14 protein-coding genes and 1 pseudogene are annotated in these 12,154 nt (G+C 65.4%); 6 read left to right on the top strand and 9 right to left on the bottom strand.

Annotation, left to right across the window (positions count from 1 at the left end; translation table 11 throughout):
- Window positions 1-30 precede the first annotated feature (30 nt).
- Together ACQ4W6_RS21345 and lpxO are read right to left on the bottom strand one after the other, a co-directional pair.
- A complete protein-coding gene (locus ACQ4W6_RS21345; RefSeq protein ID WP_436569174.1) occupies window positions 31-429 on the bottom strand; it encodes a DUF6331 family protein in 399 nt (132 codons plus the stop codon).
- A gap of 130 nt (window positions 430-559) precedes the next feature.
- Window positions 560-1,459, bottom strand: coding sequence for a lipid A hydroxylase LpxO (gene lpxO, locus ACQ4W6_RS21340; RefSeq protein ID WP_436569173.1), 900 nt, complete (start codon window positions 1,457-1,459; stop codon window positions 560-562).
- Window positions 1,460-1,645: 186 nt separating this feature from the next.
- On the opposite strand from lpxO, the gene ACQ4W6_RS21335 reads away from it, so the two are divergent.
- From ACQ4W6_RS21335 to ACQ4W6_RS21325, 3 genes and pseudogenes are all read left to right on the top strand, one after another.
- Window positions 1,646-2,080, top strand: a complete 435-nt coding sequence (locus ACQ4W6_RS21335; protein WP_436569172.1) for a hotdog fold thioesterase — start codon at window positions 1,646-1,648, stop codon at window positions 2,078-2,080.
- Window positions 2,081-2,164: 84 nt separating this feature from the next.
- Window positions 2,165-3,377: pseudogene (locus tag ACQ4W6_RS21330) on the top strand (methyl-accepting chemotaxis protein); the annotation flags it as partial.
- Between the two features lie 70 nt (window positions 3,378-3,447).
- The gene (locus ACQ4W6_RS21325) at window positions 3,448-3,984 is read left to right on the top strand and encodes a hypothetical protein (protein WP_436569171.1); all 537 of its coding nucleotides are present in this window, start codon (window positions 3,448-3,450) and stop codon (window positions 3,982-3,984) included.
- On the opposite strand, the gene ACQ4W6_RS21320 is transcribed toward ACQ4W6_RS21325, so the two are convergent.
- A complete protein-coding gene (locus ACQ4W6_RS21320; RefSeq protein WP_436569170.1) occupies window positions 3,966-4,607 on the bottom strand; it encodes an MFS transporter in 642 nt (213 codons plus the stop codon). The two genes, ACQ4W6_RS21325 and ACQ4W6_RS21320, sit on opposite strands and share 19 nt — an antisense overlap.
- Here ACQ4W6_RS21320 and ACQ4W6_RS21315 point away from each other — a divergent pair.
- The 3 genes from ACQ4W6_RS21315 to purT all read left to right on the top strand — a co-directional run bounded on the left by ACQ4W6_RS21315 (window position 4,588) and on the right by purT (window position 7,166).
- The gene (locus ACQ4W6_RS21315; protein WP_436569169.1) at window positions 4,588-5,232 is read left to right on the top strand and encodes a LysR family transcriptional regulator; all 645 of its coding nucleotides are present in this window, start codon (window positions 4,588-4,590) and stop codon (window positions 5,230-5,232) included. The two genes, ACQ4W6_RS21320 and ACQ4W6_RS21315, sit on opposite strands and share 20 nt — an antisense overlap.
- Before the next feature lie 83 nt (window positions 5,233-5,315).
- Window positions 5,316-5,813: a VOC family protein gene (locus ACQ4W6_RS21310; RefSeq protein ID WP_436569168.1), complete on the top strand. Its 498-nt coding sequence runs from the start codon at window positions 5,316-5,318 to the stop codon at window positions 5,811-5,813.
- A gap of 132 nt (window positions 5,814-5,945) precedes the next feature.
- Window positions 5,946-7,166 carry a formate-dependent phosphoribosylglycinamide formyltransferase gene (gene purT / locus ACQ4W6_RS21305; RefSeq protein ID WP_436569167.1) on the top strand — a complete coding sequence of 407 codons (1,221 nt, stop codon included), beginning with the start codon at window positions 5,946-5,948 and terminating at the stop codon, window positions 7,164-7,166.
- Between the two features lie 73 nt (window positions 7,167-7,239).
- On the opposite strand, the gene ACQ4W6_RS21300 is transcribed toward purT, so the two are convergent.
- From ACQ4W6_RS21300 to ACQ4W6_RS21275, 6 genes are read right to left on the bottom strand one after another with little or no spacing between them, the layout of a single operon-like run.
- Entirely contained in the window at window positions 7,240-7,971 is a 732-nt protein-coding gene (locus ACQ4W6_RS21300; RefSeq protein ID WP_436569166.1) for an ABC transporter permease, read from the bottom strand.
- A complete protein-coding gene (locus ACQ4W6_RS21295; protein ID WP_436569165.1) occupies window positions 7,968-9,230 on the bottom strand; it encodes a glycosyltransferase in 1,263 nt (420 codons plus the stop codon). The genes ACQ4W6_RS21300 and ACQ4W6_RS21295 overlap by 4 nt, the downstream gene beginning before the upstream one ends.
- Window positions 9,231-9,253: 23 nt before the next feature.
- Window positions 9,254-10,132: a hydrolase 1, exosortase A system-associated gene (locus ACQ4W6_RS21290; RefSeq protein WP_436569164.1), complete on the bottom strand. Its 879-nt coding sequence runs from the start codon at window positions 10,130-10,132 to the stop codon at window positions 9,254-9,256.
- Window positions 10,129-10,989 carry a hydrolase 2, exosortase A system-associated gene (locus tag ACQ4W6_RS21285; protein WP_436569163.1) on the bottom strand — a complete coding sequence of 287 codons (861 nt, stop codon included), beginning with the start codon at window positions 10,987-10,989 and terminating at the stop codon, window positions 10,129-10,131. Before ACQ4W6_RS21285 ends, ACQ4W6_RS21290 begins: the two co-directional genes overlap by 4 nt.
- Entirely contained in the window at window positions 10,986-11,231 is a 246-nt protein-coding gene (locus ACQ4W6_RS21280; protein WP_436569162.1) for an acyl carrier protein, read from the bottom strand. The genes ACQ4W6_RS21285 and ACQ4W6_RS21280 overlap by 4 nt, the downstream gene beginning before the upstream one ends.
- Entirely contained in the window at window positions 11,210-11,983 is a 774-nt protein-coding gene (locus ACQ4W6_RS21275) for a GNAT family N-acetyltransferase (protein ID WP_436569161.1), read from the bottom strand. The genes ACQ4W6_RS21280 and ACQ4W6_RS21275 overlap by 22 nt, the downstream gene beginning before the upstream one ends.
- Window positions 11,984-12,154 lie beyond the last annotated feature (171 nt).

Genomic DNA, 12,154 nt, shown 5'->3' with positions numbered 1-12,154 from the left:
AACCTTCCCGCTTTGACAAGGTCAAGCCATTTATTCATGTGCTGGTGGATGGTTGGCGATGCAGCTTTCCAGATGCTCGAGCAGGCGCAAAAGCATGGCCTTGTGCGCGTAGTTATTCATTCTTGTACTCATGAAAACGTCGCTGCCGGCCGTTGCGATGCCGCTTTTGGCTTGGTCGCATGCCGCTTGCAATTGCCCGTGATCAAGTCCGGGCAGCGCAGCGTTAATCCCCTCGCGCGTAAAATCATAGGCATCGAAGCCGCAGCAGCCGGCAACGCAATGGGTTTCCAGGCGATCGATCAAGGGCCACAATCCAGTCAGATGGCCGTCAAGGTCGATGGCATCGGCATAGCGCCCGTCAATATTGACGTATTCGATCCATTCATCATCGGCAATCTGGATATCGTACTTGTGGTCGCGTTCGCTCATGTTCTTAAGATTCGCATTCAAGGCAGTTCATCTGGAGTGTGCATCGTACTGCAAGGCATTGGCAGGCGACGGGCGCACAATGCAAAAACCGCCAGAAGGCGGTTTTTTATACAGGCTGCAACGCTAGCGTCTAGATAAAGTAGATCAGCGCGACGATGGCCACGACGAGGGCCACGCGGGTGATTTGATACGCGGTCTTGTTCCACGCCTTGAAGCGGCGGCGGTACTGGCCCATGGTCCAGGAAATCTGGAACAGCTTGCTCACGCCGCCCACCTGGTCGCCCAGTTCGTTGGGCGAGGCGGCAGCCGTCATCAGGGTGCGGCCCAGCCAGCGGTTCAGCGCTTGCGCCCAGCGGTAGCGCATTGGGCGTTCGATGTCGCAGAACAGGATGATGCGGTCGCTGTCGGCGTCGTTGCGTGCCCAATGGATATAGGTTTCGTCGAACATCACGGCCTGGCCGTCGCGCCAGCTGTGGCGTTCGCCATCGACGTCGATGAAGCAGCGGTCGTCGTTCGGCGTCTGCAGGCCCAGGTGGTAGCGCAGCGAACCGGCGAACGGGTCGCGGTGCGGGTTGAGCTTGCCGCCTTTGGGCAATTCCGCAAACATGGCGGCCTTAATCGAGGGAATCGATTGCAGCAGCGCATAGGTTTGCGGGCACATCTGCTGCGCCGACGGGTGGTTGGCGTCATACCATTTCAGGTAGAAACGCTTCCAGCCATACTTGAAGAAGGAATTGAACCCCACGTCATTGTTCTTTTCGGCCGCCTTAATCTTTTTCATTTCCTGCATGCGCAGCGCTTCATCGCGGATGATGTGCCAGTTCTGCTGCAGCGGCGCCAGTTCCGGAAATTGCTCGACGGAAAGGTAAGGCGTAGCCGGCACCTTGGAAAAGGTGTGCATGAGCAGGTTCAGCGGCGCCATGAATGAGGAATGATCGAAAATCTGGCGGCGAAACGGCAGGCGCACCTTGCCCCGAAAATGGATATGTAAAACAGAAAACACAAAAATGCCCAGCAAGGCCCACTTCATACACAACCTCGTTTTGAAAGAATGGGCAATTATAACCAGTAATGACATCGCCATCCTGCGCCTGGGTGAAGCAATGATGAGACGGCGCAAGGGCCTTCGCTGCCCTACAATAGATTGACCGCTGTACATTCACATGATATTTGCATCATATTCTTACTACATTAGTATTACTTATTAGAGGACACAATGGAAATCTGGCATGCGCCGCTCGACCTGGCCACGCTCAACGCCGCCAGCGAGGGCACGGCGATGCGCCATCTGGGCATCGAATTCACGGCCTTTGGTGCTGACTGGATCGAAGCGCGCATGCCGGTCGACCACCGCACCATGCAGCCGTTCAGGCTGTTGCACGGCGGCGCTTCGGTACTGCTGGCCGAAACCTTGGGCAGCATGGCCGCCAATGCCTGCCTCGACAACCGCCGGCAAGTGAGCGTGGGGCAGGAAATCAACGCCAACCACCTGCGCGGCGTGCGCGGCGGCCATGTGACGGGCCGCACCACGCCCATCCACCGGGGCCGCAGCAGCCAGGTATGGGAAATCCGCATCGTCGACGATGAGGGCAAGCTGTGCTGCATTTCGCGCATCACCATGGCCGTTATCGACGCCCCTGGCGCGGGCTGAAATTCAGCGTTATTGACAGGTATAGAGGTAAAGTACTAGAAGTAAACGCGTGAAATTGCATTGTAAATAATATTGTTCGCTTATACCATGGCGCAGCAATTACAGCGCCCGCGCCAGTTCCGCGCGGCGGGGCAAATGGCGCAATACGGCACCTCCTCGTCGATGAGTGCAGCCCCCTGCGACGCCAGATCGTCGCTGACATCGATGCCGTACTGAAAACCGTGCAGCACGAATCGGAACAGGCCAGCCTTGATGCGCGCGCTACCTACAGCCAGTCGCTGCGCTGGATAGTCGTGCTGGCCGCACTCAGCGTGCTCATTTGCATTGTCGCCACCACCATCACGCGCGGCCTGCTGCGCCAGCTGGGTGGCGAACCGGCCTATGCGGCCGCCATCGCGGGACGCATCGCCCAGGGCGAACGGCCATTGACGTGCACACGCGCCACGGCGACGACAGCAGTCTATTGTTTGCGATCAAGACCATGCGCGACAACCTGGCCGCCATCGTCGGCAAGGTGCGTCACGGAACGGAAAGCATCGCCACGGCCTCGACCGGGATCGCCTCGGGCAACCGCGACCTGTCGCAGCGCACGCAGCAGCAGGGCGGTTCGCTGGAAGAAGTGGCTTCATCAATGGAGGAATTGATTTCCACGGTACGCCAGAATGCGGACAACGCGCAGCAGGCAAACCGCCTGGCGCGCGAGGCGGCCACTGTGTCGGAACAGGGCGGCAAGGCCGTGGCCGAAGTGGTGCACACGATGGGGCTCATCAATGCGTCGTCGAACAAGATCGTCGACATCATCGGCGTGATCGACAGCATCGCCTTCCAGACGAATATCCTGGCATTGAACGCGGCCGTGGAAGCGGCGCGCGCCGGCGAGCAGGGGCGCGGCTTTGCCGTCGTGGCCACGGAAGTGCGCAACCTGGCGCAGCGCGCGGCCGCGGCCGCGCGCGAAATCAAGGTGCTGATCGACGATTCCGTCAGCAAGGTCGGCACGGGCACGGTGCTAGTCGAGCAGGCGGGGGCCACCATGCACGAGGTGGTGGCTGGCATCGGCCGCGTGACGGGCATCATGGCCGATATCAGCCACGCTGCACGGGAGCAGGGCGTCGGCATTGAGCAAGTCAACCGCGCCATCGCCGACATGGACCGCGTGACCCAGCAAAACGCGGCCCTGGTGGAACAGGCCGCCGCCGCCGCGCACGAATTGCAGCGGCAGGCGGCGCAGCTGGCACAGGAAGTGGGCATTTTCAAGCTGGCCAAGGCGTCCCAGCGTCCATTGCGCCTGGCCGCCTGACGATTGATGCGGCGCGCCATGCGCCGTTTTACGCGCTACAATGAAAGCTGGATTATCGCCAGGATCTCTCATGCAAGTGCGCAGCCGCAATGTGTCCGGCCCGGACGATGCCGACAAACCGGCGCCGCCCGTGCTGCAGCTGGCCTTGGCCGGCCTCGGCTGGGGCTTGCTGACCTGCGTGCTGTGCTTCGTCATCCTGTTCGTCACCAAATGGCTGCTGCCGCCCGAGTACTGGGGCGCGCATACGGGCCTGACCAAGTTCAAGCGCGAAGTCTCGCTGCCCATGCTGGTTTTCTGGGTCGTCATTTACTCTCCCATCCTGGAAACTTTCCTCGGCCAGCTGCTGCCGCTGGAAATCCTGAAACGGCTGGGCGCCAGCCGCCAGCTGAGCATTTTTATCGCCACCATCCTGTGGGCCATCGTGCATTACATCAGCGGCGGCTTGCTGCACGCCATCGTCGCGCTGGGCTCGGGCAGCATGTTCAGCTTTGTCTACCTGCGCTACCGCGCGCCGGGCGTGGCTGTCGCCTACGCGACGACGACATTTTCGCGCGCCTGCAATAACATCGCCATTCTCGTCGCCGTGTTCTACGGGCTTGACGCCTGAGTGCGTTCCTTTCTTAATAAGTACAGCACCAGCCCAGCCAACGCCACGCCCATGCCCGCCAGCAAACCCAGCAACTGGCGGAAGGCAGCGTCATAACTTGCCCGCAACAGCGTTTCTTGCCCCGGCAATAGCTGCGTTGCCTGTTCGATATCGCCCAGTGCGGCGCGGCTGGCGGCGGCCAGCAGGGGCAGGTCGGCGGGCAATTGCTGCGCCAGCGCTGCCGCGATCAGACCGGCCAGCACGGCGCCCGCCATGGCCAGCGCCACGCCGTCGGCGCTGATGCGCACGGTATTGAAGATGCCCGTCGCCATGCCCGCCCGCTGCGTCTCCACCACATTCAAGGCCATGCCATCCATCAAGCCCCACGGCAGGCCGATGCCGGTGCCGATCAGCAGCAAGGGCCAGGCCAGCGCCGCAGCGCCACCATGGCCCAGCACCTGCGCCAGCCAGGCCAGGCCCGCCGCCGCCAGCAGCAGGCCCGCCGCGCACAAGGTAGCGGCATTGAACCAGCGCAACAGCAGCGCCGCAAGCATGGGCACGAGCAGCAGCGGGGCGGCCAGCGCGATCATCAGGCGGCCCGCCGCCAGTGGCGACAGGCCGTCGATGCCGATTGGCATCGCCATGTTCGTGCAGGTAGCCGACAGCGGCAGTTTTTCCGCCACGGCCCGGCTGCTGGGACTGTCATCGTCGGCCGTGGGCAAGAGCGTGGCGCGCATGGAGGCGCGGCTCGGTGCGCGGCTGTTCCAGCGCAGCACGCGGCATCTGGCGCTGACGGACGAGGGCGAAAAGTTCTTGCAGCGCTGCAAGCGCATCCTGGCCGAGGTGGAAGCGGCCGAGCGCGAGCTGAGTGCCTCGACTGGCGCGCCCAGCGGTCGCCTGCGCATCAGCCTGCCGCGCTACAGCGGCTTGTTCGAGCCGGCCATTGCCGCCTTCATGCTGGCTTATCCCGCCATCGAACTCGACCTGGACTTCTCTGACGCCATGGTCAATGTGCTCGGCGATGGCTATGACGCCGTCGTGCGCACGGGCGAACTTGCCGACTCAGGCTTGACGCGGCGCAAACTATGTACATTTCGTCGCCTGCTGGTGGCCGCGCCCGCCTATCTGGCGCGCCATGGCCGGCCCCTGCATCCGTCCGACCTGGCCAGCCACCAGCGGCCGGCCAGCCGCCACATGCCGCCGCGCCTGCGCGTGTTCATTGATTTTCTGGTGGAAAAACTGCAGGGCCAGGCCTTTGGCACGCCCTGACGGCGCTGATTGTGCGCCATGGCGTGAAAAAAGTGCTTATATTGGATGCTTCCTGACTGGTTCACCCAACGCAAGGAGACGCCATGCACAGCATCCAGAAAATTACCCCGTGTCTATGGTTCAACGGCCACGCCGAGGCGGCGGCCCGGTTTTATACGGGAATCTTCCCCAATTCCAGGACTGGCCTGATCTCCTACTATGGCGAGGAAGGCAAGGAAATCCACGGCCAGGAACCGGGCAGCGTCCTGACGGTGGCGTTCGAGCTGGACGGCCAGACGTTCACGGGCTTGAATGGCGGCCCTTTGTTCCAGTTCAGCGAAGCGATCTCGTTCCAGGTCAATTGCGAGACCCAGGACGAGGTCGATCATTACTGGACCCAACTGTCCGAAGGCGGGCCGCCGGAAGCGCAGCAATGCGGCTGGCTCAAGGACCAGTTCGGCGTGTCGTGGCAAATCGTGCCCACCATCATGGTGAAACTGCTGACCGACCCCGATCCCGGCAAGGCGCAGCGCGTGATGGGAGCCATGATGGGCATGAAAAAGATTGACATCGAGCAGATCAAGCGCGCCTACGCTGGCTAGCGGCTACGCGGTGCTTGTGCTGGCGTGGCGGTGTGGCGTGGTCAGCCGCACGCGAGCGCCATGCCCTGTCCAAGATGGCGCGCATTTGTTATAGTCCCAGCCATCTTTCCCACCGCCAAACTGACCCTGCCCATGACCTCAAGCACCATCACGCCCCGCACCTTCGGCACGCCCCTGTCTTCCACCGCCATCAAAGTCATGCTGCTTGGCTCCGGCGAACTGGGCAAGGAAGTGATCATCTCGCTGCAGCGCCTGGGCGTGGAAGTGATCGCCGTCGACCGCTATCCGAACGCACCGGGCCACCCGGTGGCGCACCGCTCGCACGTGATCGACATGAGCGACGGCGCGGCCCTGGCGGCCCTGATCGAGCTGGAAAAGCCGGACCTGGTCGTGCCGGAAATCGAAGCCATTGCCACCGACACCCTGGCCGCGCTGGAAGCTGCCGGCCAGATCACCTGCATCCCGAACGCGCGCGCGGCCGTGTTGACGATGAACCGCGAAGGCATCCGCTGCCTGGCAGCCGAAGAACTGAAAGTGGCCACGTCGCCGTACCGCTTCGCCAGCAGCTTGCAGCAATTGCAGCTGGCGTGCCAGGAAATCGGTTTCCCGTGCGTGGTGAAACCCGTCATGTCCTCGTCGGGCAAGGGCCAGTCCAAGCTTGACAGTGCCGCTGATGTGGAAACGGCGTGGGCGCATGCGGCCAGCGGCGGACGCGTCGATACGGGCCGCGTGATCGTCGAAGGCTTCATCGATTTTGATTATGAAATCACCTTGCTGACGGTGCGTGCCGTGGGCGCCTCGGGGCAGATCGAGACGCAGTTCTGCGAGCCGATCGGCCACTTGCAGGTGCAGGGCGATTACGTGGAATCGTGGCAGCCGGCGGCGATGGCGCCGCTGGCACTGGAGCGTTCGCGCGAGATCGCCCGCAAGGTGACGGACAACTTGGGCGGCCTGGGCCTGTTTGGCGTGGAGCTGTTCGTCAAGGACGACATGGTGTGGTTCTCGGAAGTGAGCCCCCGTCCGCACGACACGGGCATGGTCACCATGGCCAGCCAGGTGCAGAGCGAATTCGAACTGCACGCCAAGGCCATCCTCGGCTTGCCCGTGAACGTGGCGCTGCGTTCGCCCGCCGCCTCGGCTGTCATCTACGGCCAGGTGGAAGCGAAAGGCATCGCCTTTGAAGGCGTGGCCGAGGCCTTGCGCGTGCCGGGCGCTGACTTGCGCCTGTTCGGCAAGCCCGAATCGTTCGCCCGCCGCCGCATGGGCGTGGCGCTGGCGGCGGCCGACGACATCGCCACGGCGCGCGAACGGGCCGTGCTGGCCGCGTCGAAGGTCAAGCCGGTCGCCCCATAATGGTGGACGCCAGCTTGCCGCTGGCCGGCGCGGGCAATGCAGCCGTCGCCGTCAGGCAAGCGGGCGCCGCTGGTCAATCCGGCCTTGCTTCTTCAACGCTCGGCTGCGCATCAGGTTCGGCAGCGGCGGGCGCCGGCTCTGGAAGCGTGGCTGGCTCCGGTGGCGGCTGCGGCGGTTCGCGCCACTTGCCGGCCGCCTTCAGCTTGTTTTTCAGCCCCGGCAAGGGAAAACCCAGCGCATAGGCTTTTTGCGCATGGGCGCTGGCCTTGTCGTATTCCTTTTTCTTCATATACATCAGGCCCAGGTTGTACTGGATGGTGGCGTGCTCCGGCGCCAGGCGGCTGGCCGCGTCCAGCTGTTCGAGCGCCGTGGCATCTTGGCCCATGGCCAGCAGGTAGTTGCCATACACCATGCGCGCCGTCACGTCGTGCGGCGCGAAGGCGATGGCGCGCTCGAAAAAACAGCTCACCGTATAGCGCGCGCCCGTGGGCTGCGTGCTTTTCAGGCGCAGGCCCAGCTTGGCCATCGACGCCAGCGCCCGATGGTGGTTCGGAAAGTGTTCGAGCGTGTAGCCGATATCGGCCCCCAGGCTGCCCGTCATGCCGTGCGTCAGCGTTTCCACGGCGCGCGAAAAATGGTAATTCTCGACCACGGAAAGGCCGCTGCGGTCTTCCGCGCTGGTGTAGTCGCCGCCCGTCGCGTGTTTGACGTAGGGCGGGCAATCGGCGGCAGTCGCGGTAACGGCGGCCATGGCGCCGCCGGCAGCGAGGGCGCAGGCGAGTGCGAGTAATGATGCATGCTTCATGGGGGACTCCTGTGGCTGACCTGGTCGAGCAAGTCGGCCAGGGCGTTGCAGCGCTCTTGCCGCGATTGCAGGGCGATGGCCGCGTGGCTGGCCAGCGGTGCGCGGCCCTGGCGCGCCAGCGCCAGGAAACGCAGCAGCGCGCGCGCGCAGTCGGCGCTCGATGCCAGCTGGCCGATGGTGTCGATGCCGCAGTGGCGCAGCTTGGCCGCGCTGTCGCCGGCCAGGTCGGTCAGCGCCAGGATAGGCCGGCGGCAGCGCAGGTATTCATACAGCTTGGCGGGAATCTGCGCGTTGCAATTGGCCGCCTGCAGCAGCAGCAAGCCATCGGCGCCCTGCATTTCCTGCAGCGCCGCGTGGTGCGGCTGCAATGGCGCCAGGCTGACCAGATCGGCGATGCCGTACTTGGCCAGCAGGCCGGCCAGCCACGCATCGTGGCCCGTGGCGCGCAGCAGCAGCTGGAAGTTTTGCGCATGCAGCGCACCTTCGCGGCGCAAGCGGGCCAGCGCCTCGAACAGCGGCTGCGGGTCGCGCTCGGACGGATAGATCACGCCGCTGTGTAGCAGCAGGAAGCGGCTGCGCTGGCCGCGCGGCGCGTGCAATGCAGTTGGCGCATGGCCAGCGTTAGCGTAAGCATCGTCATCATGGCCATTTTCGATCAGGCAGAAACGCCCGCGCGGCACTTGCGCCAGGCGCCGCTGGTGCGCCGCCATGGCGCCCGGCGTGGTGCAGACGATGGCCGCGCTGCGCGCCGCGATACGCTGCTCGATCCACGCGTGCATGCGGTGCAGCCGCGCTTCGGATGGATACGGCGCCAGCGCGTCGCTGTCATCTAACATGGGATCGCGCTGGTCGGCGATCCACGGCAGGCCGCTGATTTTTTGCAGGGTCAGCGCGATCAGGTGCGCCGTGGCGATCGGGTAGGTTGACCAGATGGCGTCGGGACGGTATTGGCGGATCAGGCGCAGGCCGGCCGGCACGGCGCTCAGCCACCAGGAACTCCAGCGGTCGGGCAGGGCCAGGCAGCGCGGATAGCGCCCGCCAATGGCCAGGTGGCGCGCTGCATCCAGCGCCAGCGTGCGCCGCACGGTGGTGTGCGCGCCGATCTGCGCCAGTTGCGATGGACCCTGCTGCGCATACGCTCCCGCGCTGGGGCTGAGCACCAGCGGCTGCCAGCCGCACTCGGGCAAATGGCGCGCGAAACCGAGCGTGCGCAAAATGCCGCTGCCGCCAGCAAGCGGCGGGAAATGGTAGGCGATCATCAACACCCGTTTGGGCCTGGACGCTACCATGCTTGCAACCAGCGTGCGCACAGCTGTTCGACTTCGCCGCGCCAGGCGGCGCTGGCAAAGGTATGGTTGGCGCCATCGATGTGCGCCTGCGTCCATTGCGCGCGCGCGGTCACGGCGCGCCAGGCCGCGTCGCCATCGAGCAAGGCGCGGCACTCGCGTGCACCGAGGTCGTCGCCGCTCAAGATCAGCAAGACCTTGCCCTGGAATTGCGTCAGCGCCTGCAGCAGCGCGGGCGCGGGCGCCTCGTCTTCCGCCGCCGCCACCGCGTTCCGCGTGGCCGCCGCCACCTGGCGCAGCGATGCCAGGCTGGCGCCCAGTTGCACGCTGCCGCCGGCCAGCTTGCGCCAGAAGCCGCCCTGCAGCAGGCGTGGCAAATAATAGTGCAGCAGGGTGGCGCGCGCCAGGCCGGCGCTGCTGCGCACCCATGGGTTGAGCAAGATCAGGGCGCTGATGCGCGCGTCGCGCGGCGCATGGCAGGCGGCGGCTGTGGCGCCGTCGCACAAGCCCCATAGCACCACTTCGCGCAGGGATGGCACGGCGTCGAAGAATTGCGCCAGGGCGCCGGCAATGTCGGGACCGGTGGCGCGGTAGCCGCGTGGCGCGCCTTCGCTGTCGCCCATGCCGCGCAGGTCGAAACGCAGCACGGGCAAGCCTTGCGCCGCCAGCGCGCCAGCGAGCAAGGTGAACTGGCGGTGGCTGCCGGCGCGGTACTGCGGCCCGCCCGTAACAATCAGCACGCCGCGCGGCGCCGGCACGGCAGGCAGGCTGAGGATGCCAACCATGCGCGCCTGCGCTTCATGGTCTTTTGCCGCGCTGCGAAAACGCAGGGCCAGCTGCCGCACGGGCTGTAGTTCGACCTTGTCGCGTTTCATGACGTGTTCCTCTCTGGTGCCAGCCAGTCATGGCACAGTTCCCGCGTGGCCTCCAGCAATTGCGGGCACGCCAGCAGTTCGCCGCTGTGCCAGAAAGGGCCGTCGCCGAAGCTGGCCATGTGCAAGGCGGCGCCCTGGTCTAGCCATTGCCGCGCCAGCGCTGGCAGGGGGGCCGCACTGGTCTGGTCTGGCGCCTGGTAGGCTAGCCAGTAGACGGGAACACGCGGCAGCAGCGCCGCTGCGCTGACGGCGTCGATGGCCTGCGCCAGCGCTGGTGCCAGCAGGTAGCCGGCCACTTCCACGGGCGAACCCTGTGCCAGCTCTGCGCGCGCATCGCCGGGCGCTTGCGCTTCTGCGCTGGCCAGCAGGCGTGCAGCCAGGCGCAGGCGCAGGAAGCGGTCGATGCAGCGCCGTCCATCGAGTTCGGGTTGCCACAGCAGCAAACGCGCCACGGGCAGCGGCGCGCGGCTGGCGAAATCGAGCGCCAGCAGGGCGCCCAGGCGCAAGCCCCACAAGGTCAGCGGACCGTCGACGCGCTGCGCCAGCCAGGCGCAGGCCAGGTGCAGGTCGTTGTGCCAGATATCCCAGCGCGCCTCGCCAAAATCGCCGCTGCTGTCGCCGCAGCCATACAGGTCGATCTGCAGCACGCTGTAGCCGGCGGCGGCAAAGGCGCGCGCCTGCGCGGCGGCCACGTGGCGGCTCTTGTTGAGTTCTTCGGCCAGCGGGTGCAGGTAGACGATGCCGCCGCGCGCGCTCTGGCCCGGCGGTGGCAGATGCAGCAAGCAATAGCGCTGGCCGCCGCTGGCCGGCAGGAAGAAGGGCAGCAAGGGCAGCGGGCCGGTGGCGGTATTGCTCATCGGCGCAGCTTTGCAAAGACGAAATCGTGCAGGCTGCCCACCGTGGCGAAATGGCGCGCGTGGATGTCGTCGTCGGCCACTTCGATGCCGAAATGGTCTTCCAGCGCGGCGATCACGCCGATCACCGCCATCGAATCGAGTTCCGGCACGCTGCCCAAGAGCGGCGTGCGCGCATCGAGCGCGCGCCCGTTCAGGCCCAGGGTGGTGTCGAGGATGTGCTTTACTGCTTCAAGATGCGGCATGTCAGCTCCAGAGAGGGGTAGTGGGGCAGGTCGCTGGTGTCAAAGGCCAGCAGTGGAAAGGCATCGGGGCGGCGCGACAGGTGCAGGTAGGGCGCCACGCTGGCGGCCATCCATTGCCAGCTGCCGCAGCGCAAAAAGGTGGCCGTGCCCAGCCCATGCGTGCCCAGACGCGCATGGGCGGCCAGCGAGGCCCGGTTGAAACGCGAGATGCGGCTGCACGACCAGCGCACGCCCTGCGCGTGCAGCACCTTGTTGGCTTCTTCCCACAGGCGGGCGAAGACCAGGCCGCCGCGTTGCTCGGGCTGCACCCACACGTCCAGGTCCCACGACGATTGTGCCGACGCCAGCGCATAGCGGGCGCGCACCTCGTCTTCCTGGCAACCGTGGCGCAGCAGCCACAGCCAGCCGGCCATGCTTGTCTGGTCGTCTGCTTGCCTAGCATTGCGCGCCACCAGGCATTGCGCGCCCTGGCGGTAGCGTTCGCGCAGCACGGCGCTCGGGCGCTGCGGCCCCGGCGGCAAGTCGTCGGCAGACAGGCACGGCGTGACGGCGATGCCCTGGCCGCGGCCACGGCACAGCGAGCCGGGCGCCACCGCCTGCGCCACGAACTGGTAGCGGTGCAGCGCGCAGCGCTCGCCCGGCACCCGCGCCAGCAGGCGCGCCACGGCCAGCCAGGCGCTGTCGCGCCAGCCCAGCTGGCGAATGCTGGCGGCGAGGCGCTGCAGCAGGGGGAAATGCGGGATCAGGGCCATGGCGATCACAAAGGGGGCGGCTATGCAGCCAACGCTGTCCATTAGAGCGCAGCGGCCAGCGCCGGTCTTGCGCAGGCTCAAGTGTTATGGCAACTGTCTTGCTGCAACTCGATGATTGATAAAAATCAAGACCGCTGTGTCCGTTTGTCTGAATCATGGGGGATGCATACT

The organism is Janthinobacterium woesei (assembly GCF_051380875.1).
Taxonomy (GTDB): Bacteria; Pseudomonadota; Gammaproteobacteria; order Burkholderiales; family Burkholderiaceae_D; genus Janthinobacterium.
The sequence above is the reverse complement of the archived record's forward strand: the minus strand, read 5'-3'. Positions and strand labels throughout refer to the sequence as shown.

Coding starts and splice junctions, on each gene's coding strand:
- purT (WP_436569167.1), top strand. CDS start 5,946: ATGACCTCAAGCACCATCACGCCCCGCACCTTCGGCACGCCCCTGTCT.
- ACQ4W6_RS21325 (WP_436569171.1), top strand. CDS start 3,448: ATGCAAGTGCGCAGCCGCAATGTGTCCGGCCCGGACGATGCCGACAAA.
- ACQ4W6_RS21320 (WP_436569170.1), bottom strand. CDS start 4,607: ATGGCGATGCCAATCGGCATCGACGGCCTGTCGCCACTGGCGGCGGGC.
- lpxO (WP_436569173.1), bottom strand. CDS start 1,459: ATGAAGTGGGCCTTGCTGGGCATTTTTGTGTTTTCTGTTTTACATATC.
- ACQ4W6_RS21315 (WP_436569169.1), top strand. CDS start 4,588: ATGCCGATTGGCATCGCCATGTTCGTGCAGGTAGCCGACAGCGGCAGT.
- ACQ4W6_RS21275 (WP_436569161.1), bottom strand. CDS start 11,983: ATGGCCCTGATCCCGCATTTCCCCCTGCTGCAGCGCCTCGCCGCCAGC.
- ACQ4W6_RS21310 (WP_436569168.1), top strand. CDS start 5,316: ATGCACAGCATCCAGAAAATTACCCCGTGTCTATGGTTCAACGGCCAC.
- ACQ4W6_RS21335 (WP_436569172.1), top strand. CDS start 1,646: ATGGAAATCTGGCATGCGCCGCTCGACCTGGCCACGCTCAACGCCGCC.
- ACQ4W6_RS21300 (WP_436569166.1), bottom strand. CDS start 7,971: ATGAAGCATGCATCATTACTCGCACTCGCCTGCGCCCTCGCTGCCGGC.
- ACQ4W6_RS21295 (WP_436569165.1), bottom strand. CDS start 9,230: ATGATCGCCTACCATTTCCCGCCGCTTGCTGGCGGCAGCGGCATTTTG.
- ACQ4W6_RS21280 (WP_436569162.1), bottom strand. CDS start 11,231: ATGCCGCATCTTGAAGCAGTAAAGCACATCCTCGACACCACCCTGGGC.
- ACQ4W6_RS21290 (WP_436569164.1), bottom strand. CDS start 10,132: ATGAAACGCGACAAGGTCGAACTACAGCCCGTGCGGCAGCTGGCCCTG.
- ACQ4W6_RS21285 (WP_436569163.1), bottom strand. CDS start 10,989: ATGAGCAATACCGCCACCGGCCCGCTGCCCTTGCTGCCCTTCTTCCTG.
- ACQ4W6_RS21345 (WP_436569174.1), bottom strand. CDS start 429: ATGAGCGAACGCGACCACAAGTACGATATCCAGATTGCCGATGATGAA.